At 55.6% G+C, this 24,598-nt stretch carries 25 protein-coding genes; 8 read left to right on the plus strand and 17 right to left on the minus strand.

What is annotated here, in order from left to right:
• Window positions 1-29: 29 nt before the first annotated feature.
• From SK62_RS19435 to SK62_RS19445, 3 genes are all read right to left on the minus strand, one after another.
• Window positions 30-2,153 carry an alpha-galactosidase gene (locus tag SK62_RS19435; protein ID WP_047718175.1) on the minus strand — a complete coding sequence of 708 codons (2,124 nt, stop codon included), beginning with the start codon at window positions 2,151-2,153 and terminating at the stop codon, window positions 30-32.
• Between the two features lie 105 nt (window positions 2,154-2,258).
• On the minus strand, window positions 2,259-3,254 hold the full coding sequence (locus tag SK62_RS19440; protein WP_003861974.1) for a LacI family DNA-binding transcriptional regulator: 996 nt from the start codon (window positions 3,252-3,254) through the stop codon (window positions 2,259-2,261).
• A 17-nt stretch (window positions 3,255-3,271) separates the two neighbouring features.
• Entirely contained in the window at window positions 3,272-3,820 is a 549-nt protein-coding gene (locus SK62_RS19445) for a helix-turn-helix domain-containing protein (RefSeq protein ID WP_003861973.1), read from the minus strand.
• A 103-nt stretch (window positions 3,821-3,923) separates the two neighbouring features.
• Between SK62_RS19445 and SK62_RS19450 the strand changes: the two genes are divergently transcribed.
• Window positions 3,924-4,583, plus strand: coding sequence for an AzlC family ABC transporter permease (locus SK62_RS19450; RefSeq protein ID WP_047718174.1), 660 nt, complete (start codon window positions 3,924-3,926; stop codon window positions 4,581-4,583).
• A complete protein-coding gene (locus SK62_RS19455; protein ID WP_015569921.1) occupies window positions 4,583-4,906 on the plus strand; it encodes an AzlD domain-containing protein in 324 nt (107 codons plus the stop codon). Before SK62_RS19450 ends, SK62_RS19455 begins: the two co-directional genes overlap by 1 nt.
• A 42-nt stretch (window positions 4,907-4,948) precedes the next feature.
• Here SK62_RS19455 and SK62_RS19460 read toward each other — a convergent pair whose 3' ends face one another.
• The 6 genes from SK62_RS19460 to fdhD form a co-directional block, all read right to left on the minus strand.
• The gene (locus SK62_RS19460) at window positions 4,949-5,548 is read right to left on the minus strand and encodes a DUF1120 domain-containing protein (protein WP_017382680.1); all 600 of its coding nucleotides are present in this window, start codon (window positions 5,546-5,548) and stop codon (window positions 4,949-4,951) included.
• On the minus strand, window positions 5,539-7,962 hold the full coding sequence (locus tag SK62_RS19465; RefSeq protein ID WP_047718172.1) for a fimbrial biogenesis usher protein: 2,424 nt from the start codon (window positions 7,960-7,962) through the stop codon (window positions 5,539-5,541). Before SK62_RS19465 ends, SK62_RS19460 begins: the two co-directional genes overlap by 10 nt.
• Window positions 7,963-7,988: 26 nt before the next feature.
• Window positions 7,989-8,675, minus strand: coding sequence for a fimbria/pilus chaperone family protein (locus tag SK62_RS19470; RefSeq protein ID WP_015569918.1), 687 nt, complete (start codon window positions 8,673-8,675; stop codon window positions 7,989-7,991).
• Window positions 8,676-8,752: 77 nt separating this feature from the next.
• Window positions 8,753-9,466: a DUF1120 domain-containing protein gene (locus SK62_RS19475; RefSeq protein ID WP_015569917.1), complete on the minus strand. Its 714-nt coding sequence runs from the start codon at window positions 9,464-9,466 to the stop codon at window positions 8,753-8,755.
• Window positions 9,467-9,952: 486 nt separating this feature from the next.
• Window positions 9,953-10,165: a YdgH/BhsA/McbA family protein gene (locus SK62_RS19480; RefSeq protein ID WP_015569916.1), complete on the minus strand. Its 213-nt coding sequence runs from the start codon at window positions 10,163-10,165 to the stop codon at window positions 9,953-9,955.
• Between the two features lie 114 nt (window positions 10,166-10,279).
• The gene (gene fdhD / locus SK62_RS19485) at window positions 10,280-11,116 is read right to left on the minus strand and encodes a formate dehydrogenase accessory sulfurtransferase FdhD (RefSeq protein ID WP_023295636.1); all 837 of its coding nucleotides are present in this window, start codon (window positions 11,114-11,116) and stop codon (window positions 10,280-10,282) included.
• A 371-nt stretch (window positions 11,117-11,487) separates the two neighbouring features.
• On the opposite strand from fdhD, the gene fdnG reads away from it, so the two are divergent.
• The 4 genes from fdnG to fdhE are packed head-to-tail and all read left to right on the plus strand — an operon-like array spanning window position 11,488 to window position 17,011.
• Entirely contained in the window at window positions 11,488-14,538 is a 3,051-nt protein-coding gene (gene fdnG, locus SK62_RS19495) for a formate dehydrogenase-N subunit alpha (protein WP_085929672.1), read from the plus strand.
• Window positions 14,539-14,550: 12 nt separating this feature from the next.
• Window positions 14,551-15,453, plus strand: coding sequence for a formate dehydrogenase subunit beta (gene fdxH / locus SK62_RS19500; protein WP_014072386.1), 903 nt, complete (start codon window positions 14,551-14,553; stop codon window positions 15,451-15,453).
• Entirely contained in the window at window positions 15,450-16,085 is a 636-nt protein-coding gene (gene fdoI / locus SK62_RS19505; RefSeq protein ID WP_015569914.1) for a formate dehydrogenase cytochrome b556 subunit, read from the plus strand. The genes fdxH and fdoI overlap by 4 nt, the downstream gene beginning before the upstream one ends.
• Window positions 16,082-17,011, plus strand: coding sequence for a formate dehydrogenase accessory protein FdhE (gene fdhE / locus SK62_RS19510; RefSeq protein WP_003861956.1), 930 nt, complete (start codon window positions 16,082-16,084; stop codon window positions 17,009-17,011). The genes fdoI and fdhE overlap by 4 nt, the downstream gene beginning before the upstream one ends.
• A 39-nt stretch (window positions 17,012-17,050) precedes the next feature.
• Here fdhE and SK62_RS19515 read toward each other — a convergent pair whose 3' ends face one another.
• Both SK62_RS19515 and SK62_RS19520 read right to left on the minus strand, forming a co-directional pair.
• A complete protein-coding gene (locus tag SK62_RS19515; protein WP_015569913.1) occupies window positions 17,051-17,422 on the minus strand; it encodes a PIN domain-containing protein in 372 nt (123 codons plus the stop codon).
• Window positions 17,423-17,424: 2 nt separating this feature from the next.
• Complete coding sequence (locus tag SK62_RS19520) at window positions 17,425-17,667, minus strand: ribbon-helix-helix domain-containing protein (RefSeq protein ID WP_015569912.1); 243 nt, start codon at window positions 17,665-17,667, stop codon at window positions 17,425-17,427.
• A 198-nt stretch (window positions 17,668-17,865) separates the two neighbouring features.
• Here SK62_RS19520 and SK62_RS19525 point away from each other — a divergent pair, with 198 nt between their 5' ends.
• Window positions 17,866-18,786, plus strand: coding sequence for an alpha/beta hydrolase (locus SK62_RS19525; RefSeq protein WP_047718170.1), 921 nt, complete (start codon window positions 17,866-17,868; stop codon window positions 18,784-18,786).
• A gap of 8 nt (window positions 18,787-18,794) precedes the next feature.
• Here SK62_RS19525 and fabY read toward each other — a convergent pair whose 3' ends face one another.
• The 6 genes from fabY to SK62_RS19555 all read right to left on the minus strand — a co-directional run bounded on the left by fabY (window position 18,795) and on the right by SK62_RS19555 (window position 23,539).
• Window positions 18,795-19,736, minus strand: coding sequence for a fatty acid biosynthesis protein FabY (fabY, locus tag SK62_RS19530; RefSeq protein WP_015569910.1), 942 nt, complete (start codon window positions 19,734-19,736; stop codon window positions 18,795-18,797).
• 44 nt (window positions 19,737-19,780) lie between these two features.
• On the minus strand, window positions 19,781-20,218 hold the full coding sequence (dtd, locus tag SK62_RS19535; RefSeq protein WP_045348649.1) for a D-aminoacyl-tRNA deacylase: 438 nt from the start codon (window positions 20,216-20,218) through the stop codon (window positions 19,781-19,783).
• Window positions 20,215-21,096, minus strand: a complete 882-nt coding sequence (locus SK62_RS19540) for a virulence factor BrkB family protein (protein ID WP_003861949.1) — start codon at window positions 21,094-21,096, stop codon at window positions 20,215-20,217. Before SK62_RS19540 ends, dtd begins: the two co-directional genes overlap by 4 nt.
• Entirely contained in the window at window positions 21,090-21,689 is a 600-nt protein-coding gene (gene yihX, locus SK62_RS19545) for a glucose-1-phosphatase (RefSeq protein ID WP_003861947.1), read from the minus strand. The genes SK62_RS19540 and yihX overlap by 7 nt, the downstream gene beginning before the upstream one ends.
• 118 nt (window positions 21,690-21,807) lie before the next feature.
• Window positions 21,808-22,608 (minus strand): DeoR/GlpR family DNA-binding transcription regulator, encoded by an 801-nt coding sequence (locus tag SK62_RS19550; protein WP_003861944.1) that lies wholly within the window; start codon window positions 22,606-22,608, stop codon window positions 21,808-21,810.
• A gap of 34 nt (window positions 22,609-22,642) precedes the next feature.
• Complete coding sequence (locus SK62_RS19555; protein ID WP_039269436.1) at window positions 22,643-23,539, minus strand: sugar kinase; 897 nt, start codon at window positions 23,537-23,539, stop codon at window positions 22,643-22,645.
• Window positions 23,540-23,694: 155 nt separating this feature from the next.
• On the opposite strand from SK62_RS19555, the gene yihU reads away from it, so the two are divergent.
• Window positions 23,695-24,585 carry a sulfolactaldehyde 3-reductase gene (gene yihU, locus SK62_RS19560; RefSeq protein ID WP_032649900.1) on the plus strand — a complete coding sequence of 297 codons (891 nt, stop codon included), beginning with the start codon at window positions 23,695-23,697 and terminating at the stop codon, window positions 24,583-24,585.
• Window positions 24,586-24,598: the final 13 nt, after the last annotated feature.

Here is a 24,598-nt window from a genome sequence, read left to right on the forward strand (position 1 = left end):
CGGAGGGCCGGTTGCCCGGCCCGTCACCCTTACACGCGTTCCACACCAATCAGAATGGCGGTTTCCGGATCCAGAATCGGCAGCGCAATACCCGCCTGCATCAGCCACTCACCGCTTACCGTTTGCGGCGCGTTCATCCACGCCGGCAGCTTACGCATGGTGTGCCCGCCCTCGCCCGTAATCTGGATGTTCGGGTGATCGAGCAGCGTGATGCGGTACAGCGCGCTGGCGTCTAACCCCGGCATGCGCAGCGGCATCATCAGGGTGTAATCCGGCATCGCGAGCTGGCTGACCAAAAACAGCCCCTGCGTCTTATCTTCGCTCACTATACCCTGCGCCAGGGTGGTGGCGTCCGGCATATCCACGCGCCACTGGGTGCCGTGATGAATGACCTCTCGCCACCGCTTGTGCAGCGCGGCGTAATGGCGATAGCCTTCACGCTCCTGCGCATCGACGGTGAGCGGATCCAGCTCCAGCCCCATGTGACCAAACAGCGCTGTTAGCCCGCGGAACTGAATGCTGTGCTGGCGGAAGGTGGCGTGACATTTATGATGACCGATATGCGCCCCCATCACCTCCGGCGGGAAGAAGTAGCTCATGCCGCGCTGGATAGTGTTGCGCTCCAGCGCGTCGTTGTTGTCGGACGCCCAGAAGCGGTGGCAGCGGGTCAGCACTTCATAATCGATTCGCCCGCCGCCGGAGGAGCAGGATTCAAACTCAATGTGCGGGAAGCGCTCGCCCAGCACGTCCAGCAGGCGATAAAACTGGCGCGTCTGCGCGTCGGCGGCGGCTTTGCCCTTGTGCCCTGGCTGCACCAGCTCGCGGTTCATATCCCATTTCACGTAGTCGACCGCGTGTTCGCCCAGCAGCCAGCTCATGCGTTCGACCAGATATTCAAAGGCCTGCGGAATATTGAGATTGAGCACCAGCTGGTGTCGCCCGGTCGCCTGGGCGTAGCCCGGCAGCGCCAGCACCCAGTCAGGGTGCGCGCGATACAGATCGGAATCCGGGTTAATCATCTCCGGCTCAACCCAGATACCAAACTCCATGCCGAGCTGTTTAACGTGATCGATTACCGGCTTTAGGCCGTTCGGGTATTTTTTCTCGTCCAGATACCAGTCGCCCAGCGCGGCGTGGTCGTCGTTGCGGCCTTTGAACCAGCCGTCGTCAATGATAAAGCGCTCCACACCCAGCGCTGCGGCCTCGTCGGCCATGCGCATGATGTAGTCCGGGTCGTGGTTGAAGTAGATCCCCTCCCAGGTGTTGAGGTGCACCGGGCGCGGTTTATCTTCCGGGAAGCGGATAACATTGTCGCGCAGGTAGCGGTGGAACTGCTGGCTCATGCCGTTCAGCCCGTGCGGGGAGTGGCTGGCATACAGGCGCGGCGTCCAGAGCGTTTCCCCCTCTTCAATCGCCATTTCACCCGGCAGGTAGAGCGCTTCGGCCTGCATATAGCGGCGGCCATCGGTTTTCGCCTCTGCGCGCAGGCGGTGGTTACCACTCCAGCCCAGATGTATACCCCAGACGTTGCCGTGCATTTCACTGAATGACGGCGTACCTGAAATCAGCGCCGGGAAATGTTCATGGGAGGTTTTACCCCGACGGTTTTCAATCACAAAGCTGTCATGTTCAAGCATCACGCGGTGCGGCTGAAACTCCCTGATCCAACGTCCGTGGAAGGCCATCACCTCCTGCGCTCGTTCGGCCACCGGCAGCGTCACGGCAAATCGATCCACCTGCCACGCCTGCATTTTCAGGTTGGTTAACCCATGACGCACCACCAGTACGCCGCTGGCATCCAGCGTTATTTCACTGGTCAGGCGCAGGCCTGCATGCTCGTCTTCAGCAGTGATTGTCAGGGCGTTTAACGCCTGCTGCACCTGCGTGGTTTTAAATACCGGCGATCCGTCCAGCCCCTGGCGGTGCCCCTCGATGCCCGGCGAGCCAAACAGCCCATGCCCCAGCTCTGCCATCAGCGTGACGGGGGAGTCGACGTCCAGCCTGCCATTAGCAACCGGGCGCGCAATACTCAGCACATCCTGCGGCGAAAAGTGCTGAAGGTGTGGCCCCCAGTAGAGAATTTCGGCGAACGGGTGGGTTTTTACCACCACGTCAACCGTATTGCTTTCAAGTCGAAAAATGGAATCTTGCATCAGACATCTCCTGTCATCGGGATGTTCTGAGTGTTGATCCGAAACGTTTCGGATACAAACCAAAACGTTTCGGATCTGTGATCGGGTTTGGAATTTTTGGTGTAATCAGGCAGTCTGGCCTGGGGAGAATTCTGGCTGCCAGAGCACCTGAAGGGTGTCAATGTCGTCGCCATTAATCAGCTGGCGCACCATATCGGCAATCTGTTTCCCGACACCCTGACGGGTAGACTGGATCACCGCCGCGACGTCGATATCGACAATGCTGTCCTGCGGTAAGCCGTCATAGACCACCAGCGAAACGGCATTTTCACCGGTTAAGCGCCCCATCTGCGCCAGGGCCATCGCTGCGCCGTCGCCGTGGGTGTTGCAGTCGGTAATGATGGCCGTGGGCGGCTGCGGCAGGGAGAGAAGTTCTTGCGTGGTGGCATACCCCACGCGACGCGAAGGGGGCATGGCGCGCAGCCATTCGCTGGAAAGTCCGGCTTCCCGCAGCGCGTCCAGGTAGCCCTGGCGGCGCTGGGTGATGAATGCCTGGTTGTTGCTTTCGCCCAGCAGCGCAATGCGCTGATGGCCTTTCTCGATCAGCCAGCGGGTGGCCTGATATGTGCCGGCATAGTTGTCGAAATCGAACCACGCGTACGGCTGCGGGAGCTGGCTGCGGCCGAGCGCCAGGAACGGGAACCCGGCGGCCTGTAGCTGCTCAAGACGCGGATCGTGATCCAGCGTATGCGCCACAATCAGCGCATCCACGCGTCGGCTCTGCACCATGCGCATATAGCTGTGTTTGTCCGCCAGATCGTCGTCAGCGATGAGCAGCAGGTCAATCTCATGTCGCGCCAGTTCGTGGCTAATTTCGCCGACCATGTCCATAAAAACGCTGTTATTGAGCGGAACAGGATGCACCGGAAACACCAGCCCGACGGCGTCGATTTTGCCCATCTTCAGGCGACGGGCAAAGGTATTTGGTCGGTAGCCACGGCGCTGGGCCTCCGCTTCCACGCGGGCGCGCGTCTCAGCAGAAACGTCGTCATACCCGTTGAGGGCGCGGCTGACGGTGGTAACAGACAGCCCCAGTTCTTTGGCAATGGCTTTAAGCGACATGATTTTCCGTATCTTTGTTAGTTTTGTTCCGCCACCAGCAGCGCGTGCGTATCTGGCTCCAGCGCCTTAAAGATATGCGGCTGGTCAGCGGGGTAGCAAATGTAATCTCCCGGGCCGAGCTCTTCCGCCGCGTCGATCAGACCGACCATCGCCCGCCCCTGGGTCACGATAATATGCTCAACCGAACCAGGCGGATGGGGCTGGGAAATACGGTCTGCCCCCGGCTGAGTCAGCAGCAGATAGATATCACGACGCGCGCCAGGCGGACACGCCGCGAGCAAAATCGCCTCGTAGTTCGCCTGCCCGGCGACGACTTTTGTGCCCTCGCCGCGGCGGATCACCTGCGTGACGGGTTGCTGCGGCTCCAGTAACCGGGCAAACGGAATATCCAGCGCCACGCAAAGCGACCACAGCGTTTCCAGGCTAGGATTGCCGTTGCCAGACTCCAGTTGAGAAAGCGTGGATTTGGCGATCCCGGCACGGCGGGCAATTTCCGCCAGTGAGAGCCCGGTTCGCAAGCGTTCTCGCACCAGGCTTTTGGCGATCACGCTGATTGGCTGCGTCATAATAACGGCCTCTTTCTCTCTATAACGAACGAATCGTTCGTCTTGTAAAACGTTTCTGATGCGTTCATTATAATGGAAATACGTTCGATATGGCTAAAATGGTATGAAGAATCACCTCTCTTGCCTGAAAGGCGACACGATAAAAGCGATCGTCCTGGTCTGCCTCGCGGTGGGCGTGGTCGGCATGTCTTATGGCTCACTGGCGATGGCCTACGGTTTCCCGCTGTGGGTGCCGTTTGTCCTCTCCCTCACGGTGCTGGCAGGCGCATCCGAGTTTATGTTTATCGGCATCGTGGCGAGCGGCGGCAATCCGCTGGCAGCGGCAGTGGCCGGTTTACTGGTTAACGCGCGCCATGTGCCGTTCGGCGTTACGGTGCGTGAACTGGTGGGCAAGCGCGGCCTGAGCTTTCTGGGCTGTCATATCATGAATGATGAAAGTGTGGTGTTCGGCCTGTCGCAAAAAACCGCCGAGCAGCGTAAAGCGGCCTACTGGCTGTGCGGCCTGGGCGTGGCAATCATCTGGCCGCTGGGGGCGGTGCTGGGCGCGATGGTCGGCAAGCTGCTGCCAGATCCGGAAACCATTGGGCTGGACGCGGTGTTCCCGGCGATCCTGCTGGCGTTAGTGGTGCCGGCATTTAAAAACCGTACCACGCTGATCCGCGCCTGTAGCGGCGCAGTGTTGTCGCTGGCCGCCGTACCGTTTGCGCCGGTTGGCCTGCCGGTGCTGCTCTCTTTGCTCGGCCTTGCCGCGAGGAAAAAATAATGGAAAACATGACGGTCTTTATTCTCGGCATCGCCATTCTTTCTGCCGGAACCTATCTGATGCGTCTCGGCGGGGCGAAACTCGGTAGCCGGCTGGCGCTTTCTGAACGGTCGCAGGCGCTGCTTTCAGACGCGGCAACCGTTTTGTTGTTCTCCGTCGCGCTGGCAACAACGTTTTATGAAGGGGACCATTTTGCCGGGATGGCGCGCGTACTGGGGGTGGGGTTCGCGGTGTTTCTGGCCTGGCGCAAAATGCCGTTAATTGTGGTGATCGTCGCGGCGGCGGTGGTGACGGCGCTGCTGCGTCTGGCGGGGATCCACTAGAAAATATGCCCGACATAACAGGTCGGCCGGGCATAACAGAGATTATCGCGCAGGAAGCGTATCAACATTGAGCGTCAGCGTTTCTTCAAAATCCGTGGTGTTAGTAACGCTAAACGCCTTGTCAGAGAGATAGGTCGTGATCATCATAGTGGCGACAAACTGCTCGCCCGCCACTTCTGTACCGTTTACCGCCGCCAGCGCTTTTTCCGGCTTCAGCGTCACCTGAGAAGCGCCTCCCTGAACGGCTACCGCGCCAATATCGACCGCGGCCAGCTGCACGGGGTTCCCGTCCACCCGCCCATCTTTGAATTCGATTTTCATCGCGCCGCTGTCCGTAAAACGATACGCCAGGTTCTGTCGGGCAATCCCGTCTACGGAGATGCGCATTTTGCGCACATCCGGACACAGCACCGAAACCTGAACTTCACGCATCACAGAAGCATAACCGTTGTACACTTTGCCAATATGTTCAGCGGACGTTTGCCGCATATCCTCTTTACGGTAGCGCCCGTAATCGACTTTCTTCACCGCCGACATCATTTCACAGGCGCCGTCATCGGCCTGCGCCATTCCCGAAAGTCCCGCTGCGCCGCAGAGCAGCATAAGCATCAGCGCGTATTGACGAACGTTATTCAGAGACATTTCCCTGTCACCTCTTCATAGAATTTATTCGGTTCTGCCTCCGGCAGGGTGTACGTCAGCCTGCAACGCCCTTCATCCAGCTTCGCATACAGCTGCTGGCTGGCAGAGATATCGTTCAGGAAGATCACGCCGTCTTCTGGCGCACTCGTCACATACTCCCCTGCCGCGTCCACAATCGAGACACCTTCCGGCAGCGGCGTACCGTCCGCACGGCGTATACTGAGCAGCACGCGGCGCTGGCTTAACGTCGCAAACTCCCACTTCGCCACAGCGCCGTGAGACGCTTTGATCGCTGTTCTGCCATTTCTTACGTCCAGATTGCCTGGCAGGCTTTCCGTGTTGATCTCAATCGTGCTTTCACGGAACGGCGACAGCGCAGGAATAATCGCCTGGCCCCATTTATCGGTCCATACCGCGCCGCGCGGGGTACCTATCTCGATGCCAGCCACCGGTTTATCCAGTCTGGCAATGGCATACGTATCGGTCACGCGGTAAGGCGAGAAGGTCACCCCGTCGCTGTGGGCGACAATCCCGCCGCTTAATGCTGCTGAGTAGTTGGTATTGCTGTCGTTATCTCCTCCTGCCGCCAGCGCCAGGTTGGTGTAATGCAGATTACTGTTCAGCGAGCTGTCCCAGCTGGTGGTGTTCTCTTCCTGGTCCTGAGTGACCCCCACCGTGTACTGGTTCTCAGCGTTGAGCGAGCCCATCGCCCGCGTGCCGTAAGAACGCTTACCTTCGCTCTCGCGATACCAGGAGCTGGTTGTCACGCCTGAGCGTCCCAGCGGGATCGACACGTTTACGTAAAACTGATCGTTGTCGCTGCTGTCGTGCCGGCTGACATCCGACTCCCAGTTCACGCTCACGTTGAAGTATTTAAAAGTCTGTGACCACGACGAGATAAACCGGCGACTGTCATAGTCGCTGTTCCAGCTCTCGTTGCGATAATAGCTGAGGGAAAAGCGGCCCAGCGTGGTACTCGACCAGTTGATACCGACGCTGGTGTCGTATTTGGTTTGCGACATATCGTCATTGTCGCCGTAAAGTTCCGCCATCTCGCGATAGTCCGGTGTGCCATAGCTACCGCCCAGCGAAAGCCCAATGCCCCACGGCAGGGAGTAACCCAGATCCAGCGTCGTTTTGTTGCCGTCAGTTTGCGTCTGGTTGTCTATTGACGCCAGAAAACCCAACGAGGCATACAGGTTCTGCATCGGTATGGTATCGAGGTTGCCGGAGAAGCCATAATAGTGGTTATCCGCCATCACCATACCGGCCAGGAAATTGACACGCTTATTGACAGACCAGCCGTTGTTGGCGGACACCACCCACGGATTTTCAAAGCGTGAGTCCATGTCTTCAACGCGGCCCATAGCCAGCGTAAAGCCCGGGGCACGGCCTATATGATTGCTGCGGAACGTACTTGCCGAGACAGTGAATCGGTTTTCGCTGCCGTCAGTCTCGGTGACCGTTACGTTCAGGTCGGTGTTGAGGTTCGCCAGCGGCACGTCATCCAGGTTGAACGGACCGGCAGGAACCAGCGTTGAGTAAATAAGCTGTCCGCCCTGGCGGATATCGACGCGCGCCTGCGGATTACGGGCAATACCGCTGACTTCGACGCCCGTCCCCACCTGAGGAGTGAGTGCGGTATCCGGCATCATCTGGACCCCGTAAATTCCCGGAATACTGAAGCGGCTGTTGGCGATGTTAATCTGGCCACCCTGCACCATCACGCCATAATCGGTAAAGGTACGCTGGGCATAGGTGTAGAGGGAGTCGACATCAAAATCCTGATCGCTGCCGTCGCTAATGAACTGCGTGCTGCGCACAATCCAGTCTCCGGCATTAAAGCCCATTTCAAAGGTCGACTGGAAACGGTCAGCGTTCTCATCATCATAGTGATTATGGGTGCCAAACATGGAGTAATTCAGCATGGCTGCACGTCCGCCACGCACCTCGGCGAACTGTCGGTCATAATCAGGGTCGATCGCTTCAGGCGGTACAACAACCGATATTTCATCAATATCCGGCGAAGTCTGAATCGTTGATCCGGACCAGTAGTGATAAATCTTCGGGCAGGTGCCTCTTTTCGTCTGTTTAATCAGGCCCGCGTTTTCCAGAAACGCTTTATCAATACAGGGCGTTCCTTCCTCATCAAATTTCACGGGTATAATATTGCGCTGCTTACCATTAATATTAACCGTCACATTATGGTAGCCAGGGGTAAAACGGGGAGTGAGGGAATAGTAATCCGCAATGGCCGGATCAAGCCCGTTATTTTTTAAAGCATCGCTGTCAAATATGGCTCGCGCCAGTTCCAGAGATTCATTCGCATTAGAGGAAATCTCAGCCCGAATATTAAATGCCAGCACGCTAAGGCAAAACACGAGCATTCCCTTTTTATAGGAACCGTTTAACATAACTACTCCATGTTTGTTAAGTGATTTTATTGCTGAAGGTCGGCGATATAATTCCCTGCCTTATAGCCATAACGCGTTGCCGGATAGATTTCGATTTGTTTTTCGGATGCTGATATTTTGGCTGGGGCGCTGGCCGTCATTTTTTCGCCAGGAAGAATGTAAGTCTTAGCTAATGTCGCGATCGTACCCGAGGCCATTAATTTCACCTTTTGCTCCAGTCGGACGACATAAGGCGTATTATTCTCAACCGTGACATTGCCATTTTTTATCTGCCAGGTGAGTGCCTTCCAGGGTTCAATATTTACCGCCAGGCCAGCCGGGTGAATAATGACGGGAAGGTTCTGGCTAAACACCACTTTAACTTTATTTTTTTCACGCTGAGGGATAGCGGTAAAAATGACACGCTTAAAATGTTCCACCTTCAGCGGCTCATTACTGTTTTTCAGCACAAAACGCACGCGCTGGGTTTTACCCGCATCTACGCGCACAACCGGCTGCGTGGCAATCAGACCCGGTTTGGGGTCGTCCGGGAGATCAATAATTTTGGTGTACAGCAGCTGTGCTTCAGCATCGGTGTTTTTAACATCCATGCTGGCCCCCTGCTTGTCTTCATTGACAATAAGCAGCGAGGTATCCGGCACCATCCCGGCAGCCATACCGTTGAATGAGGCCAGCAGGCAGGCACAGATCAGCGTTCTCTTTAAAAGCAGCATAATATTAGTCCATTAATATTGGTATAGGACACCCCACCGAAGTGAGGTGTCAGGTATTTCATGATACGTGGGGGTGATTACAGATAAACCAGCTCAACGTTGGTTAAGCCGTCCAGGGTAGCTTCATCCGTGATATTTAAATCGTTGGTTGGGTTAATCATCGCGGCAATGCCCACGTTGAAGTTAATTTTAGTTTGTGCAACAGGTGCCACTGTACCGGTCGCTTGATCTGTGAAGGAATAAATCTCACTCTTATCAGGTTTCACCTGTAAGTAGCGAAACCCGCTTTTAACTCCCCATGATGCGCCGTTATCGCTGGTGAAGATTGGATAAAGGTTTACACCGTCTCCGTTGGTCGTCGCCCCGTCGGTCTTTTGGATACCCATTGAATAAGCGCCAATCTTCTTATCGCCATACATCCCCAGGCCAGCCGTAAAACCCGCACTGGTAATGAAATCCGAATCAATAAAGTTCACCGGCATATTCTCCGTAGGCGCAGAATCCACATGCGAATCGTTAAAGGTCACGCCAACGCGGGTCGCTTCTTCACAGGTAATAGAAATAGGGATAATTTTAACATCCGCCAGAGGGGTTGGGGTGGTGGAATTCAGACTAGCCACCTTCATGGTACCAAAATCAGCAATACCGCCACCGCTAATAAATGCCGGTGTACAGGAAGACGGAACAATTTTCCCCGTAACCTGAATATCAACACTGGAAGCCGCCATTGCTGAAGACGCCGCTACTGCCAGTACAGATGCCAGCACTCCTTTTTTAAACATCGCGTTCATTTAATTTCCTTATATGAGTTAAATACAAAATAAACCAAAAGAGAAATATTTGGTTTTAGGGGTAAAGATTTAATATTGTTTTTGAAACTATCATCATGAATAACCGGGGTCAATGACTCCGAATCTCTTTAGGATTAAAGCCTGAGGATTTCCTTATTATTTGGGATCAATTATTGATTATTTATATAATAAATCCCGAAATACAGTCTGAAAGACATGAAATCATACATTATTGAAATGAATTAAAAGAACTGGTCAGACCTTGTATTTAGATCATGTATGAGATTGCTGATTTTTAAGTAAGGGTAACTCAACCGGACGGAACATTATAGTTATTATTCAACCAATAAGAAATATCCCGGAGGATATGGCTATTTTCTGTCAGGTTGAAAATACAGGCGGTTTGTACAGGAAGGCGGGATAAAACAGGGGAGCAGAATGAAACCTGTCCCTGCTCCGAAAAGCAAGGGACAGCGGCTATATGACTTATTTGTTCAGTTCAGCGGTCATGTGTACGCGGTTACCGGTGAATGCCTGGGTAATTTTGTAGGATGACGCGCCCGCTTCCTGAGCCTGTGCGGCGATTTTAGCTTCTGCACCATCCAGCGTAGAGGCGGATGCAGTCACAGTCTGCGCAGCGAAAGAACCGAAAGAAGCAGCCAGAGCGATTACAGCGACAAAAGTTTTGATGCTTTTCATGAGATAAACCTTTTCGTTAAGTTGTTTAGATAAGGCACCGTGCCTTGATGAGATAAATACTAGCCCTCATCATGAACAACTAAAAGCGGAAGGTTTTGCTATACTCATTCAAAATTACTGATTAACAATCAATCGCTGCGGATGGGTGTAAATTGTCGCCCTGCCCGGCTTGCAGAACCCCACCAGCGTCAGGTTGCAGCGCTCTGCCACTTCGACCGCCAGCGTTGTCGCAGCCGACACCGCAAACAGGATCTCAACGCCGCACATGGCCGCTTTCTGTACCATTTCATAGCTGGCGCGGCTGGAAACGAGCGCGGCCCCTTGCTGCCAGACGGCATCTTCACGCGCGCGACGGCCCAGAAGCTTATCCAGCGCCACATGGCGGCCCACATCTTCATGACCTCCGACGATCTCGCCCGACGGGAGCAACCACGCCGCAGCATGTGTACAGCCGCTCAGCTGGCCTATGGGCTGGACATCATTGAGGTGCTCCAGGGCTTTGTCGAGGTTACCGAGGTTGAAGGTCTGGGTAAACGGCAGCGGCGCGACGGGCTTACCGATATCGTTAAGCTGTTCAACGCCACACACGCCGCAGCCGGTGCGTCCGGCCAGCGCCCGGCGGCGCTCTTTCAGCCCCATAAAGCGACGACTGGAGAGTTCGATTTGTACTTCAAGGCCATTACAGGCCTGAACCACATCCATACCGTAGATCTCCTGCGGATGCGCAATGATGCCTTCCGAGAGGGAAAAACCTATGGCGAACAGTTCCAGATCTTTCGGCGAAGCCATCATCACCACATGCGAAATCCCGTTGTAAACCAGGGCAACGGGGACCTCTTCCGCCAGAAAATCCGGCGTGGCATGTGAAATGTGAGGCGGTCTGTGTACCGACAGTTCCACAATGCCCGCAGGCAGTGGCGACACGTGGGCAGCACGGTTTTGTTTAGACACAACGGTATTCCTGAACAACCACGGAAGTGAGCCTGCTATTGCAACACAAACGGCAGGCCTTACGCATAGTATGGATCAACTTTTCAGCAACCATTCTCCTACTCAATACGGAGGGGTGCAACCGATCAGCTGCTACACCTCTTTAACATGCACAGGATAAAATGTGATTGATATCACATTTTATAATCAATGCCGTGATAATACGTTCACTTTGTTTTAACCCCGTTAGAACAGGCGTACCGACATTGTGGTATTCTGGGCTTATCCCTCGGAGAAATGAGGGATTAATGCAAATTTTTCTCCTTTGCGGTTAATTCTCAACCGCAAAGTAAAACTACATAGCAATGTCGTAATGAACCAAGGAGTGACCCATGCAGGTCAGCAGAAGGCAGTTCTTTAAGATCTGCGCTGGCGGTATGGCAGGCACCACGGCGGCGGCACTGGGCTTTGCGCCCGGTGTAGCGCTGGCGGAAACACGGCAGTATAAACTGCTGCGCACCCGCGAAACCCGTAACACCTGTACGTACTGCTCCGTCGGCTGTGGGCTGTTAATGTATAGCCTCGGCGACGGTGCGAAAAACGCCAAAGCATCCATTTTCCACATCGAAGGCGATCCGGATCACCCGGTCAACCGTGGTGCGCTGTGTCCGAAAGGGGCCGGTCTGGTAGATTTTATCCACTCCGAAAGCCGCCTGAAGTTTCCTGAGTATCGCGCTCCCGGCTCTGACAAATGGCAGCAAATCAGCTGGGAAGAAGCGTTCGATCGCATCGCTAAGCTGATGAAAGAAGACCGCGATGCCAACTTTATCGCGAAGAATGCCGAAGGCACCACCGTTAACCGCTGGCTCTCCACCGGCATGCTGTGTGCTTCAGCGTCGAGTAACGAAACCGGCTATTTAACCCAGAAATTTACGCGCGCACTCGGTATGCTCGCGGTCGACAACCAGGCGCGTGTCTGACACGGACCAACGGTAGCAAGTCTTGCTCCAACATTTGGTCGCGGTGCGATGACCAACCACTGGGTCGACATCAAAAACGCCAACCTCATTGTGGTGATGGGCGGTAACGCCGCTGAAGCGCACCCTGTCGGGTTCCGCTGGGCGATGGAAGCCAAAATCCACAACGGCGCGAAGCTGATTGTGATCGATCCCCGCTTTACGCGTACAGCGTCAGTGGCGGATTTCTACACCCCTATTCGTTCAGGTACTGACATCACTTTCCTGTCAGGCGTATTGCTGTACCTGATGACCAACGAAAAATATAACCGCGAGTACACCGAAGCTTATACCAACGCCAGCCTGATCGTGCGTGAGGATTACCACTTCGAAGATGGCCTGTTCAGCGGTTATGACGCCGAAAAACGCAAATACGACAAAACCAGCTGGAACTACGAGCTGGACGAAAACGGCTTTGCGAAGCGCGACACCACCCTGCAACACCCGCGCTGCGTGTGGAACCTGCTGAAAGAGCACGTTTCCCGCTATACGCCGGAGGTTGTCGAAAACATCTGTGGGACGCCGAAAGCGGATTTCCTGAAGGTGTGCGAGCTGATTGCGGAAACCAGCGCGAAAGATAAAACCGCGTCGTTCCTGTATGCGCTCGGCTGGACGCAGCACTCCATCGGCGCGCAGAACATCCGCACCATGGCGATGGTTCAGCTGCTCCTCGGCAACATGGGGATGGCAGGCGGCGGCGTGAACGCCCTGCGCGGTCACTCCAACATTCAGGGTCTGACCGACCTCGGCCTGCTGTCTCAGAGCCTGACGGGTTACATGAACCTGCCGAGCGAGAAACAGACCGATCTGCAAACCTACCTGACGGCCAGCACGCCAAAACCGCTGCTCGAAGGCCAGGTGAACTACTGGGGCAACTATCCGAAGTTCTTCGTCTCGCTGATGAAAGCCTTCTACGGCGACAAGGCGACGGCGGAAAACAGCTGGGGCTTTGACTGGCTGCCGAAGTGGGACAAAGGTTACGACGTACTTCAGTACTTCGAAATGATGCACCAGGGCCAGGTCAACGGCTATATCTGCCAGGGCTTTAACCCGGTGGCGTCGTTCCCGAACAAGAACAAGGTTGTCGAGTCTCTGTCGAAGCTGAAGTTCCTGGTGACGATTGACCCGCTCAATACCGAAACGTCGACGTTCTGGCAGAACCACGGTGAGTCGAACGATGTCGATCCGTCCAAGATTCAGACCGAAGTGTTCCGTCTGCCGTCTACCTGCTTCGCGGAAGAGAACGGGTCTATCGTCAACTCCGGCCGCTGGTTGCAGTGGCACTGGAAAGGCGCGGATGCCCCGGGCATCGCCTTGAACGACGGCGAGATCCTGGCCGGTATCTTCTTACGTCTGCGTAAAATGTACGCGGCTGAAGGCGGCGCAACGCCTGAGCCGGTGCTGAACATGACCTGGAACTACTCGACGCCAGAGAATCCGTCTCCGGAAGAAGTGGCGATGGAGAGCAACGGTAAGGCGCTGGCGGACGTTATCGACCCGGCGACCGGTGCGGTGCTGGCGAAGAAAGGCGATCAGCTCAGCACCTTTGCGCACCTGCGCGATGACGGTACGACCTCCAGCGGCTGCTGGATCTTTGCCGGTAGCTGGACGCCGAAAGGCAACCAGATGGCCAACCGCGATAACGCCGACCCGTCGGGCCTCGGCAATACGCTGGGCTGGGCATGGGCGTGGCCGCTTAACCGCCGCATCCTCTATAACCGCGCCTCTGCTGACCCGCAAGGCAACCCGTGGGATCCGAAGCGTCAGCTACTGAAGTGGGACGGCGCGAAATGGGGCGGCGTGGATATTCCGGACTACAGCACTGCCGCACCAGGCAGCGATGTCGGGCCGTTTATCATGCAGCCTGAAGGGATGGGGCGCCTGTTTGCTATCGATAAGATGGCGGAAGGTCCGTTCCCGGAACACTACGAGCCGTTTGAGACGCCGCTGGGTACCAACCCGCTGCACCCGAACGTGGTCTCTAACCCGGCAGCCCGCATCTTCAAGGGCGATTTTGAAGCGCTGGGTAAAAAGGACAAGTTCCCGTATGTCGGCACCACTTACCGTCTGACCGAGCACTTCCACTACTGGACCAAGCACGCGTTGCTGAATGCCATCGCGCAGCCGGAGCAGTTTGTGGAGATCGGCGAGAAGCTGGCGAACAAACTCGGCATTGCCCATGGCGATACCGTGAAGGTCTCCTCTAACCGCGGCTACATCAAAGCCAAGGCGGTGGTGACCAAGCGTATTCGCACGCTGAACGTTCACGGTCAGCAGGTGGATACCATCGGCATCCCAATTCACTGGGGTTATGAGGGCGTGGCGAAGAAAGGGTTCATTGCGAACACCCTGACGCCGTTCGTCGGTGATGCGAACACGCAGACGCCGGAGTTTAAGGCCTTCCTCGTGAACGTGGAAAAGGTGTAACGGAGACGACTTATGGCTTATCAATCTCAAGACATTATCCGTCGTTCCGCGACTAACGGTTTCACGCCCGCGCCTCAGGCGCGGGACCACCAGCAGGAAGTGGCGAAGCTTATCGACGTGACCACCTGTATCGGCTGTAAAGCCTGTCAGGTGGCCTGTTCAGAGTGGAACGACATCCGTGACGAAGTGGGTCACAACGTCGGGGTGTACGACAACCCGGCGGACCTGACCGCCAAGTCCTGGACGGTAATGCGTTTCTCGGAAGTGGAGCAGAACGACAAACTGGAATGGCTTATCCGCAAAGATGGCTGTATGCACTGTGCGGATCCGGGCTGCCTGAAGGCGTGTCCGTCAGAAGGGGCTATCATTCAGTATGCCAACGGCATCGTCGACTTCCAGTCCGAGCAGTGTATTGGCTGCGGCTATTGCATCGCGGGTTGTCCGTTTGACGTGCCGCGCCTGAACCCGGAAGACAACCGCGTCTACAAATGTACGCTGTGCGTTGACCGCGTAAATGTCGGCCAGGAGCCAGCGTGCGTGAAGACCTGTCCAACTGGCGCTATCCACTTTGGCTCCAAAGAGGATATGAAAACGCTGGCGGCAGAGCGCGTGGGCGAGCTGAAAACCCGTGGTTACGATAACGCAGGCCTGTACGATCCGGCCGGGGTTGGCGGTACGCACGTGATGTACGTGCTGCACCACGCCGACAAGCCGAACCTGTATCACGGCCTGCCGGAGAACCCGGAAATCAGCGCGACCGTGAAGTTCTGGAAAGGTATCTGGAAACCGCTGGCCGCGGTCGGTTTTGCGGCCACCTTCGCAGCGAGCATCTTCCACTACGTCGGCGTTGGTCCGAACCGTGCGGAAGAGGAAGACGACAACCTGCATGAAGAGAAAGACGAGGTGCGCAAATGAGAAAACGTGACACCATCGTGCGCTACACCGCGCCGGAACGCATCAACCACTGGGTCACCGCCTTCTGCTTCATGCTGGCGGCGATAAGCGGGCTGGGGTTCTTCTTCCCGTCCTTCAACTGGCTGATGCAGATACTGGGCACGCCGCAGCTGGCGCGCATCCTTCACCCGTTCGTGGGTGTGGTGATGTTTGCCTCGTTCATCATCATGTTTTTCCGCTACTGGCACCATAACCTAATCAATCGGGATGATATCTTTTGGGCGAAGAATATTCGTAAGATCGTCGTCAACGAGGAAGTGGGTGATACCGGGCGTTATAACTTCGGCCAGAAATGCGTATTCTGGGCGGCGATTATCTTCCTGGTCCTGTTGCTGGTGAGCGGCGTGATCATCTGGCGTCCGTACTTTGCGCCTGCTTTCTCAATCCCGGTGATCCGATTCGCGCTGATGCTGCATTCATTTGCCGCAGTGGCGTTAATTGTGGTTATCATGGTGCATATTTACGCCGCCCTCTGGGTGAAAGGCACCATTACCGCGATGGTGGAAGGCTGGGTCACCAAAACGTGGGCGAAGAAACATCACCCGCGCTGGTACCGAGAAGTCCGCCAGAAACAGGAAAAGTCATCTGAATGAGTATTCGCATAATCCCGCAAGATGAGCTGGGGTCGAGCGAGAAACGTACGGCGGAGTATATTCCGCCGTTGTTATTCCCCAGACTCAAGAACCTCTACAACCGCCGCGCAGAGCGTCTGCGCGAGCTAGCAGAGAACAACCCGCTGGGCGATTTTCTGCGTTTTGCCGCGCTGGTCGCCCATGCGCAGGAAGTGGTGCTGTACGACCATCCGCTGCAAATGGACCTGACCGCACGCATCAAAGAAGCCAACGAGCAGGGCAAACCGCCGCTGGATATTCACGTCCTGCCGCGCGACAAGCACTGGCATAAGCTGCTGCATTCCCTGATCGCCGAGCTGAAGCCCGAGATGAGCGGCACGGCGCTGGCAGTCATTGAGAACCTGGAAAAAGCCTCCGATCAGGAGCTGGAAGAGATGGCGAGCGCGCTGTTTGCTTCCGACTTCTCACTGGTGAGCAGCGATAAAGCGCCGTTCATCTGGGCTGCGCTGTCGCTCTACTGGGCGCAAATGGCGAGCCTGATTCCAGGTAAAGCCCGCGCCGAATACGGCGAAGCGCGCCAGTTCTGCCCGGTGTGTGGTTCAATGCCGGTCTCCAGCATGGTGCAAATCGGCACCACTCAGGGGCTGCGCTACCTGCACTGCAACCTGTGTGAAACCGAGTGGCACGTGGTGCGCATCAAGTGCAGCAACTGCGAACAGACCCGCGATCTGAACTACTGGTCGCTGGAAAATGAAGACGCGGCGGTGAAAGCGGAGAGCTGCGGCGACTGCGGGACCTACCTGAAGATTCTGTATCAGGAAAAAGACCCGAAAGTCGAAGCCGTGGCCGACGATCTCGCCTCGCTGATTCTGGACGCGAAGATGGAGCAGGAGGGCTTTGCCCGCAGCTCGATCAACCCGTTCCTGTTCCCGGGTGAAGGGGAGTAATCTCCTGTGAGAGTGCCGGGCGGCGCGAGCTTGCCCGGCCTACACCTGGTAAGGCGTAAGGACCTCGTCAATACCCGCAAAATCTTTCGTGTTGCGAGAAATCAACGGACATTTTCTGCTCTGCGCTGTGGCCAGAATGATAGCATCAGGCAGTTTCATTCCATGCTTCTCACGTAGTAAAACGCTTCTTTCCGCAATATCCCGAGACACATCAATAATTTCAAAAGCGCCCATAACGGCTGCCGTTTTCGCTTCATGACCATGCCTGCGAGCGCTCACCATTACTTCCATCCAGGTAATTAAGCTGATGGCACGATGCGACGCGGTATGCTCAATCGCATCCGCAGCTTCAATACGGTTGTTGAAGAGATCAATGAGAATATTGGTATCAAACACTGCCATGTGCTCCATGATTACCACTCCTCACGCAGCTTGCGTTCATACTCAAGCCCGTCCTCTTTTCTGTCTCCCCACAGACCAAGCGCATTTCGGATAACAGAAGAACTCTGCTGGTCGAGATACAGCTCTATCGCTTCCCGAAGCAGTTCAGCACGTGGTTGATTTCGCAATTGCTTGAGATTATCCAAACGTTGAATCACGTCATCAGACAAATCGATAAGTATTCTGCCCATATCAAGTTCCGCCAAAACGCTCATATATCACCTTAGTATATCATCTTTGGTTAATTTTCAGGCAAAATACTCTTTATCAATTTAGGGTGAAAGGACGTTTTTTAGGGAATGATCGATTTTGCGAGCCGCTTTCCACAATATGCACCTCTCAACATTTCTCTGTTTTCATCTGCTGTAAACCAGGCTATAAACTGTATAAAAACACAGTAAAAGGACGTAATCATGGCACTGGAAAAGGGTATTGATAAGCTGGTACAGGAGTTTATTGCCACAGGACGACCTTCCTCGCGAAAGCAGAGTATTGATGACCGGAGAAGCGGATATGTCGCCAGCACAGCGCTAGCCGGGGAAACAGAAACGCGTGTCCAGGTTGAAACGCTTGTTCTTGAGGATATGACCTTTCGGGTATTTTCGCCTTTCAATGCCCCTGAAACGTTATCTTGTGCCCTCTACTATCATGGCGGTTGTTTTGTCAGCGGTGGGTTTGAAACCCATGATAATCAGCTTCGCCAACTGGCGTTTTACGGTAACTGCCGGGTCATTGCGGTTCAGTACAGACTCGCACCCGAGCATACTTTCCCCGCTGCGCATGACGATGCAGAGAGAGCGGCAGATCTTGTCTGGCAAAATGCAGAACAATTAGGTGTGGATAAAAACCGGATTACACTTTGTGGAGACAGCGCGGGAGGTCATCTTGCGCTGGTAACGTCATTGCGGCTTAAGGCCAAAGGTCTCTGGGATCCCGCGCAGCTCATTCTTATCTACCCCATGCTCGACGCTACGGCCAGTTTTGAAAGCTATACCCTCAATGGCATGGATTACGTGATTACTCGCGATACCCTTTTGAGCGGCTATGAAATGTATCTGGCTGGAGCCGACCGTCAACATCCTGAAGTCAGCCCACTGTGGCGCAACGACTTTAGCGGTCTGCCGAAGGTCCATATTGTTACCGCGGAATATGATCCGTTACGCGACGAAGGCGAGGCGCTTTATCAGCGCCTCACGGAGCAAGGCGTGAAGTTTACCGCTCAACGATGGTGGGGTGTAATACACGGCTTCTTCCAGTTGGGTGGAATTAGCCAGTCAGCGCGAGACGTTATGCGAGATATTGCCTGGCGCATTAACCATGCCGGGCGAGAGTGAGAAGGAGACTATTCCTCCTCGTTCCCGCCCTCTTCATACGCGCCATACGGCTTCGCTGGCAGAACGATATAGGTGCCTTCAAACACCGCGCCTGGCGTTTCATCGCCGAACAGCTCCACCTGCATCTGTACGCGTGCTTTACGTCCACGCGCCAGACGGTCGAGATCGCCGCCCAGTGCGCCCAGGTCAGCAACCGCGCTCGGCTTGCCGCTGATCGGGGCGCTGTAGCGGATATGGGCATCGGCCAGAATAATGGTGCCGCCGAGATGACGTTCGCGCAGCATCAGCCAGATCAGTCCCCAGCCGGTGAGCGTGGCGAGTGAAAACAGGCTGCCGGCAAACAGGGTATGGTGCGGGTTCTGGTTGCCGGTTTCCGGCATGGTGGTAATAAATTTTTGCCCGGTATATTGCTGAATACGCACACCCATTTTTTCACTGAGCGGAATGTGCTGATACCACGCCTGCTGGAGCTGCCCGCACCAGTCGGCGCGATGGAGAATATCGTCCAGCGTGGCGATGGGTTTGATCATCAAAAAGTGACGAATCGGCGTAGTTTGCGGGGCGGTGATTTCCCCCTGATTCACGAAACCAAGCTTGGCAAAGAACTCAACGGCATCTTCGCGGGCGCTACAGGTGACACGCTTGACCCCTTCCTGACGGGCAACGGATTCCAGCGTCATAGCCATCAGCGTTCCAAGGCCTTTGTCCTGCACGGAGGGATGAACGGCCATAAAGCGGATTGAAGCTTCGTTGTCGGCATTGATATACAGACGTCCCACGGCAACGAGGTTGCCCTCTTCATCAACCACCATCTGGTGGTGCGCCATCGCGTCCCAGGCGTCGCGTTCAGAGCCTTTAGGTTGATGCAGTGGCTTGCGCAGCATTTCCCAGCGGAAATGGTAATAAGCGTCTAATTCTTCTTCCGTTTGCGGTACTCGAAGGTGATACATAGCTGTACTCTCTCTTGTTACCCGCGGCCATGCCGCCAGTTGGCTCATACCTGGAGCCAGAATGTGACGGGGCCATCGTTCACCAGCGAAACCTGCATATCCGCAGCGAATCGTCCGGTTTGTGTATGCATGTCCTGTTGGCGACAGCGCTCAACAAAGTACTCGTAAAGGGCTTCTGCGCGATCCGGTGCCGCGCCCTTCGAAAAACTCGGGCGCATGCCGCGTTCGGTATCCGCGGCCAGCGTAAACTGGGAGACCACCAGCACGCTGCCGCCCGCCTGCTGAACGTTCAGGTTCATCTTGCCTTCCGCATCGCTGAAAATGCGGTAGCCCAGTACGCGCTCACACAAGCGGTTGGCTTTTTGTTCGTCGTCGTCCTTTTCGACACCCAGGAGCACCAAAAGTCCTGGGCCAATTTCACCCGTCACCTCATCCGCCACGGTGACGCTGGCACGGGTTACACGCTGAATCAATGCAATCATGGTTGGTCTGCTTCTTGTTGTTTTTCAGCTTCTGCTGCTTTTTTGAGTTCGCGGTAGACCCCGAGAGTGACAGTTATTTCGGCGCCAAGCAAGACGATACACCACGTCCAGTAGACCCAGACAAACAAAATGGGGATCACCGCCAGCACGCCGTAAATCAGCTGATAAGAGGGGAACATGGTGATATAAAGCGCGAATCCTTTCTTGCCCAGCTCAAAGAGCAACGCCGCGACCAGCGCACCCACCACGGCATCCCGGTTGGGTACGCGCGTGGTTGGTACCACGCTGTAGAGCAGCCAGAACGAAAGCCACGATAAAATCAGCGGGAATATACGCAGCACGTTATCGATCACGCTGTTTAAGTCGGTCGCCCAGCGCAGCGAAAGAAGGTAGGAACTGATCGCCAGGCTTGCCCCCGCCAGCAATGGGCCAAGGGTTAAAATCATCCAGTAGACGGCAAAGGAGTAAACCTTCGGGCGGACTTTTTTGCTCCGCCAGATGGTGTTGAGCGCACTGTCGATGGAGTACATCAGCAGCAGCGCGGTAACAATAAGCCCACATGCCCCCACCGCCGTCATCTTGCTGGAGTTAGCGACAAACTGTTCAATGTAGTTCTGGATCACATCGCCGGTGGCAGGAATAAAGTTCGCGAAAACAAAATGGCGAAGCTGCATGCTCACATCGGCAAACATCGGAAACGCCGAAAAAAGCGCAAAGATCACCGCCACCAGCGGCACCAGCGAGAGCAAGGACACGTAAGCGAGATTGCCCGCCAGCGTGGTCATGTTGTCCTCGTCAATGCGATGCCAGAGGAGTTTCAGCCACGCCCTCAGCGGGCGCGTGTGGTGATTGGCTTTTTGATGAACGGTTTTTAGCATAACTGCTTCGCAAAGTAGTTCGGTATCGTCTCTTTTCCGGTCACCAGAATGGAGGTGATACCTAACTGATTAGCCCCTTCTATATTATCGGCGTTGTCGTCAAAAAAGACCGCATCCGCCGCCGTGAATCCTTCTTCCTGCAATACCGCCTGATAGATGCGCGCCTCAGGTTTACGCATCCCCATCTCCTGGGAGAGATACACCTTATCTGCCGCCGCGTGGATTTCCGGGTATTCATCCGGCCAGAAGGTGGTATGCAGGCGGTTGGTATTCGACAGGACGACGACACGATGCCCCTGCTCGCGCAGCTTGTGCATGATGTCGATCACTTCGGGGCGGATCGCGACAAATATGGCCTGCCAGCCGTGGGAAAACTGCTCGTAGCTTAACGAGAGACCCATTTCCTGACAGAAACGCTCTGCGAACGCTTCATCGCTGATCTCACCGCGCTCGTGCAGATGGAAAGTCTCACCCATCGCGAAATTCTGCTTTAACGTCGCCAGCGGAACACGGCTAAAATCGCTCCATGCGCCCAGCACCCGGTTAAAATCGATATCGACGATTACATTTCCTAAGTCAAAGATATAAAGCATGTTTATCTCCTTTCGCCGTGGAAAAGTAACTGTAGCGGGAAAGAGAAACTTTAGCTATGCGCCAGATTCAGCTTAGAGAAAGGAAAGACCCGAATCGCAATATCGGGCCATAGGATTTTCAGCCAGCCTGCTGCTCTTCTCCGGAATTGACTTCGACAACCTCAACCTTGCTGGATTTGAGGTGATTTTGCAGCGCCGGGCCGGGCAGCTCATCGGTGAACAGCGCCGTCGCCTGCGCCACGTTGCCAATTTCAACCGCCGCGGAGGCGTGGTATTTCGTATGATCGGCCGCCAGTAAAATGTGACGGGAGTGAGCGATCATGGTTTTCACCACGCTGGCTTCGTTAACGTCAAATTCCATCATCGCGCCGTCGTGCTCTATCGCCCCGACGCTGGTGACCAGGTAATCTGCGCGAAATCCTGACACGAACGCCGTTGCCGCAGGACCGATAATGCCGCCGTTATGCGGGCGCAGCGTACCGCCGGGCACCATCACCTCAAAGCGCGGATTCTTATAAAGAATGTGCGCCACCCGCAGGCTGTTAGTGATGATGCGCAGATGATTATGGTTAAGCAGTGCCCGGGCAACGTGCTCCACGGTCGTCCCGATGGTGATAAAAATGGTCGAACCGTCGGGAATATAGTCCGCAATCGCTTCGGCAATCGCCCGTTTCTCTTCGGTAAGCGAGACTTCACGCTGTTCGAACGCCGTGTTGACCACGCTGGATGCCCTGCCCGCGCCGCCGTGATGACGGGTGATCAGCCCCTGCTCGCTGAGCTTACGGATATCCCGGCGCACGGTTTGCGTGGAGACATCCAGCAGCTGCGCCAGTTCATCAATGTTCATATAGCCGCGATCGGCAATCAGCGTCAGCAGCTGATCGTGACGCGGGTTGCCGGTCAGTTCGGTAAGGCTCATGGGCTGTCCTCTGAAAACCATCACGCCCCGCATTTTATACAAAAAGTGACAAAAAAGAGCGGGTTTGATCACAGTCGGGTATACCCGCGCGCCCGCCGGGCTTTGTACATTTCAGTGCTGCGACGGCGCTGGCAAAACGCACGGCGTCTGCGGCGGGTAATTTCTGCCCCAGGCTGACCGCCAGCGCACCGTGGAACACGTCGCCCGCCCCGGTGGTATCAATGACGTTCACTTCAAAACCAGGCTGATGACATAGCGTGTCGTTTTCCAGCCAGAAACAGCCGTCTCGCCCCTGTGTGACATACACATGTCCATTTGTGAGCGTTTGTGCTTTCTTCAGCGCGTTTTCGGTTTCATCCAGCTGCGTTAACCGCCGCAGTCCTGGTGCGGAGAAGGCCGCGTGGTCGCTTAAGGCAATCAGATCCGCGATATCCTGCGGGGTGACATCCGCATCCAGCAGCGTCGGTACGTCCTGCTGGCGGGCCAGGGTAAATGCCTGTTTTGCCCCGTCATGCCAGCGCACGTCGGCTAAGACAATGTCCCACTGAGAGAAGTCGATTTCTTGCAGCCAGTCTGCCGACGCAGGGAGATCGGGGCTGGGGTAGTTGGCAATCACTCTTTCCCCACCTGCGTCCACCAGCACCGCCGATTGCGACGATCGGGCACCCTTACACACGCGCGTGTAGCGGGTATTCACCCCCAGGGATTCCAGCTCCGCAAGCAGTCGTCTGCCGGTATCGTCGTCTCCCACCCGACCAATAAAATCCACTTCCGCCCCCAGTTTCGCGGCTGCCACTGCCGCCGTTGCCGCCGGGCCGCCGCCCACTTCCGTATAGTCTTTTGCGACATATTTCCCCCCTTCTTTCGGTAAATCATCGAGATACCAGATGCGATCCAGCACGGTAATGCCGACACAAACGATGCGAGTCATGGTGATTCCTTCTGCGATTTCTGATGCCTTCATTTTAATTTCACCAAATGTTTAAAAAGTGACCCGTGTCAATTTTTTGACTATAAATTACAAATACGATCAAAAACAGACACCACAAACGCGCAAAAATTGACACGATGTGACAGGAGAGAGGCATGTCAGCAATCGCATTTATCGGTTTAGGGCAGATGGGCGCGCCAATGGCGAAGAATCTGTTGAAGCAAGGTCATCAGCTTAACGTCTTTGACGTGAACCCGCAGGCGGTTCAGGCGCTGGTAGAGAGCGGCGCCCGGGCGGCGGGAACGCCAGCGCAGGCCGTAACGGAGGCCGAATTCGTCATTACCATGCTGCCAAACGGCGACCTGGTGCGCAGCGTGCTGTTCGGCGAGCACGGCGTATGCGAAGGGTTATCCCGCGACGCGCTGGTCATTGATATGTCCACCATTCACCCGCTGCAAACCGACGCACTGATCCGCGACATGGCTGAGCAAGGCTTCAGCCTGATGGACGTGCCCGTCGGACGCACCTCTGATCATGCCATCGCCGGTACGCTGCTCCTGCTGGCGGGCGGTACGGCGCAGCAGGTTGAGCGCGCCACCCCCGTCTTAATGGCGATGGGCAATGAACTGATTAACGCTGGCGGGCCGGGCATGGGCATCCGCGTGAAGCTCATCAATAACTACATGAGCATCGCCCTGAACGCCCTTTCCGCCGAGGCCGCCGTACTGTGCGAAGCGCTTGGCCTCTCCTTTGACGTGGCGCTCAAGGTGATGAGCGGCACGCCGGCGGGTAAAGGCCACTTCACGACATCCTGGCCGAACAAGGTGCTGAAAGGTGATCTTTCACCCGCCTTCATGATCGACCTTGCGCATAAGGATCTGGGGATCGCCCTCGACGTGGCCAACCAGCTCCACGTTCCGATGCCGCTGGGCGCGGCGTCCCGCGAAGTATACAACCAGGCACGCGCCGCCGGGCGCGGGCGCGAAGACTGGACAGCCATTCTTGAACAGGTTCGCGCATCTGCCGGGCTGAAAAAAACACACTGATACGAAAGGACTG

The sequence above is a fragment of the Enterobacter sp. BIDMC109 genome (genome assembly GCF_001037885.1).
Lineage (GTDB): Bacteria > Pseudomonadota > Gammaproteobacteria > Enterobacterales > Enterobacteriaceae > Enterobacter > Enterobacter hormaechei_C.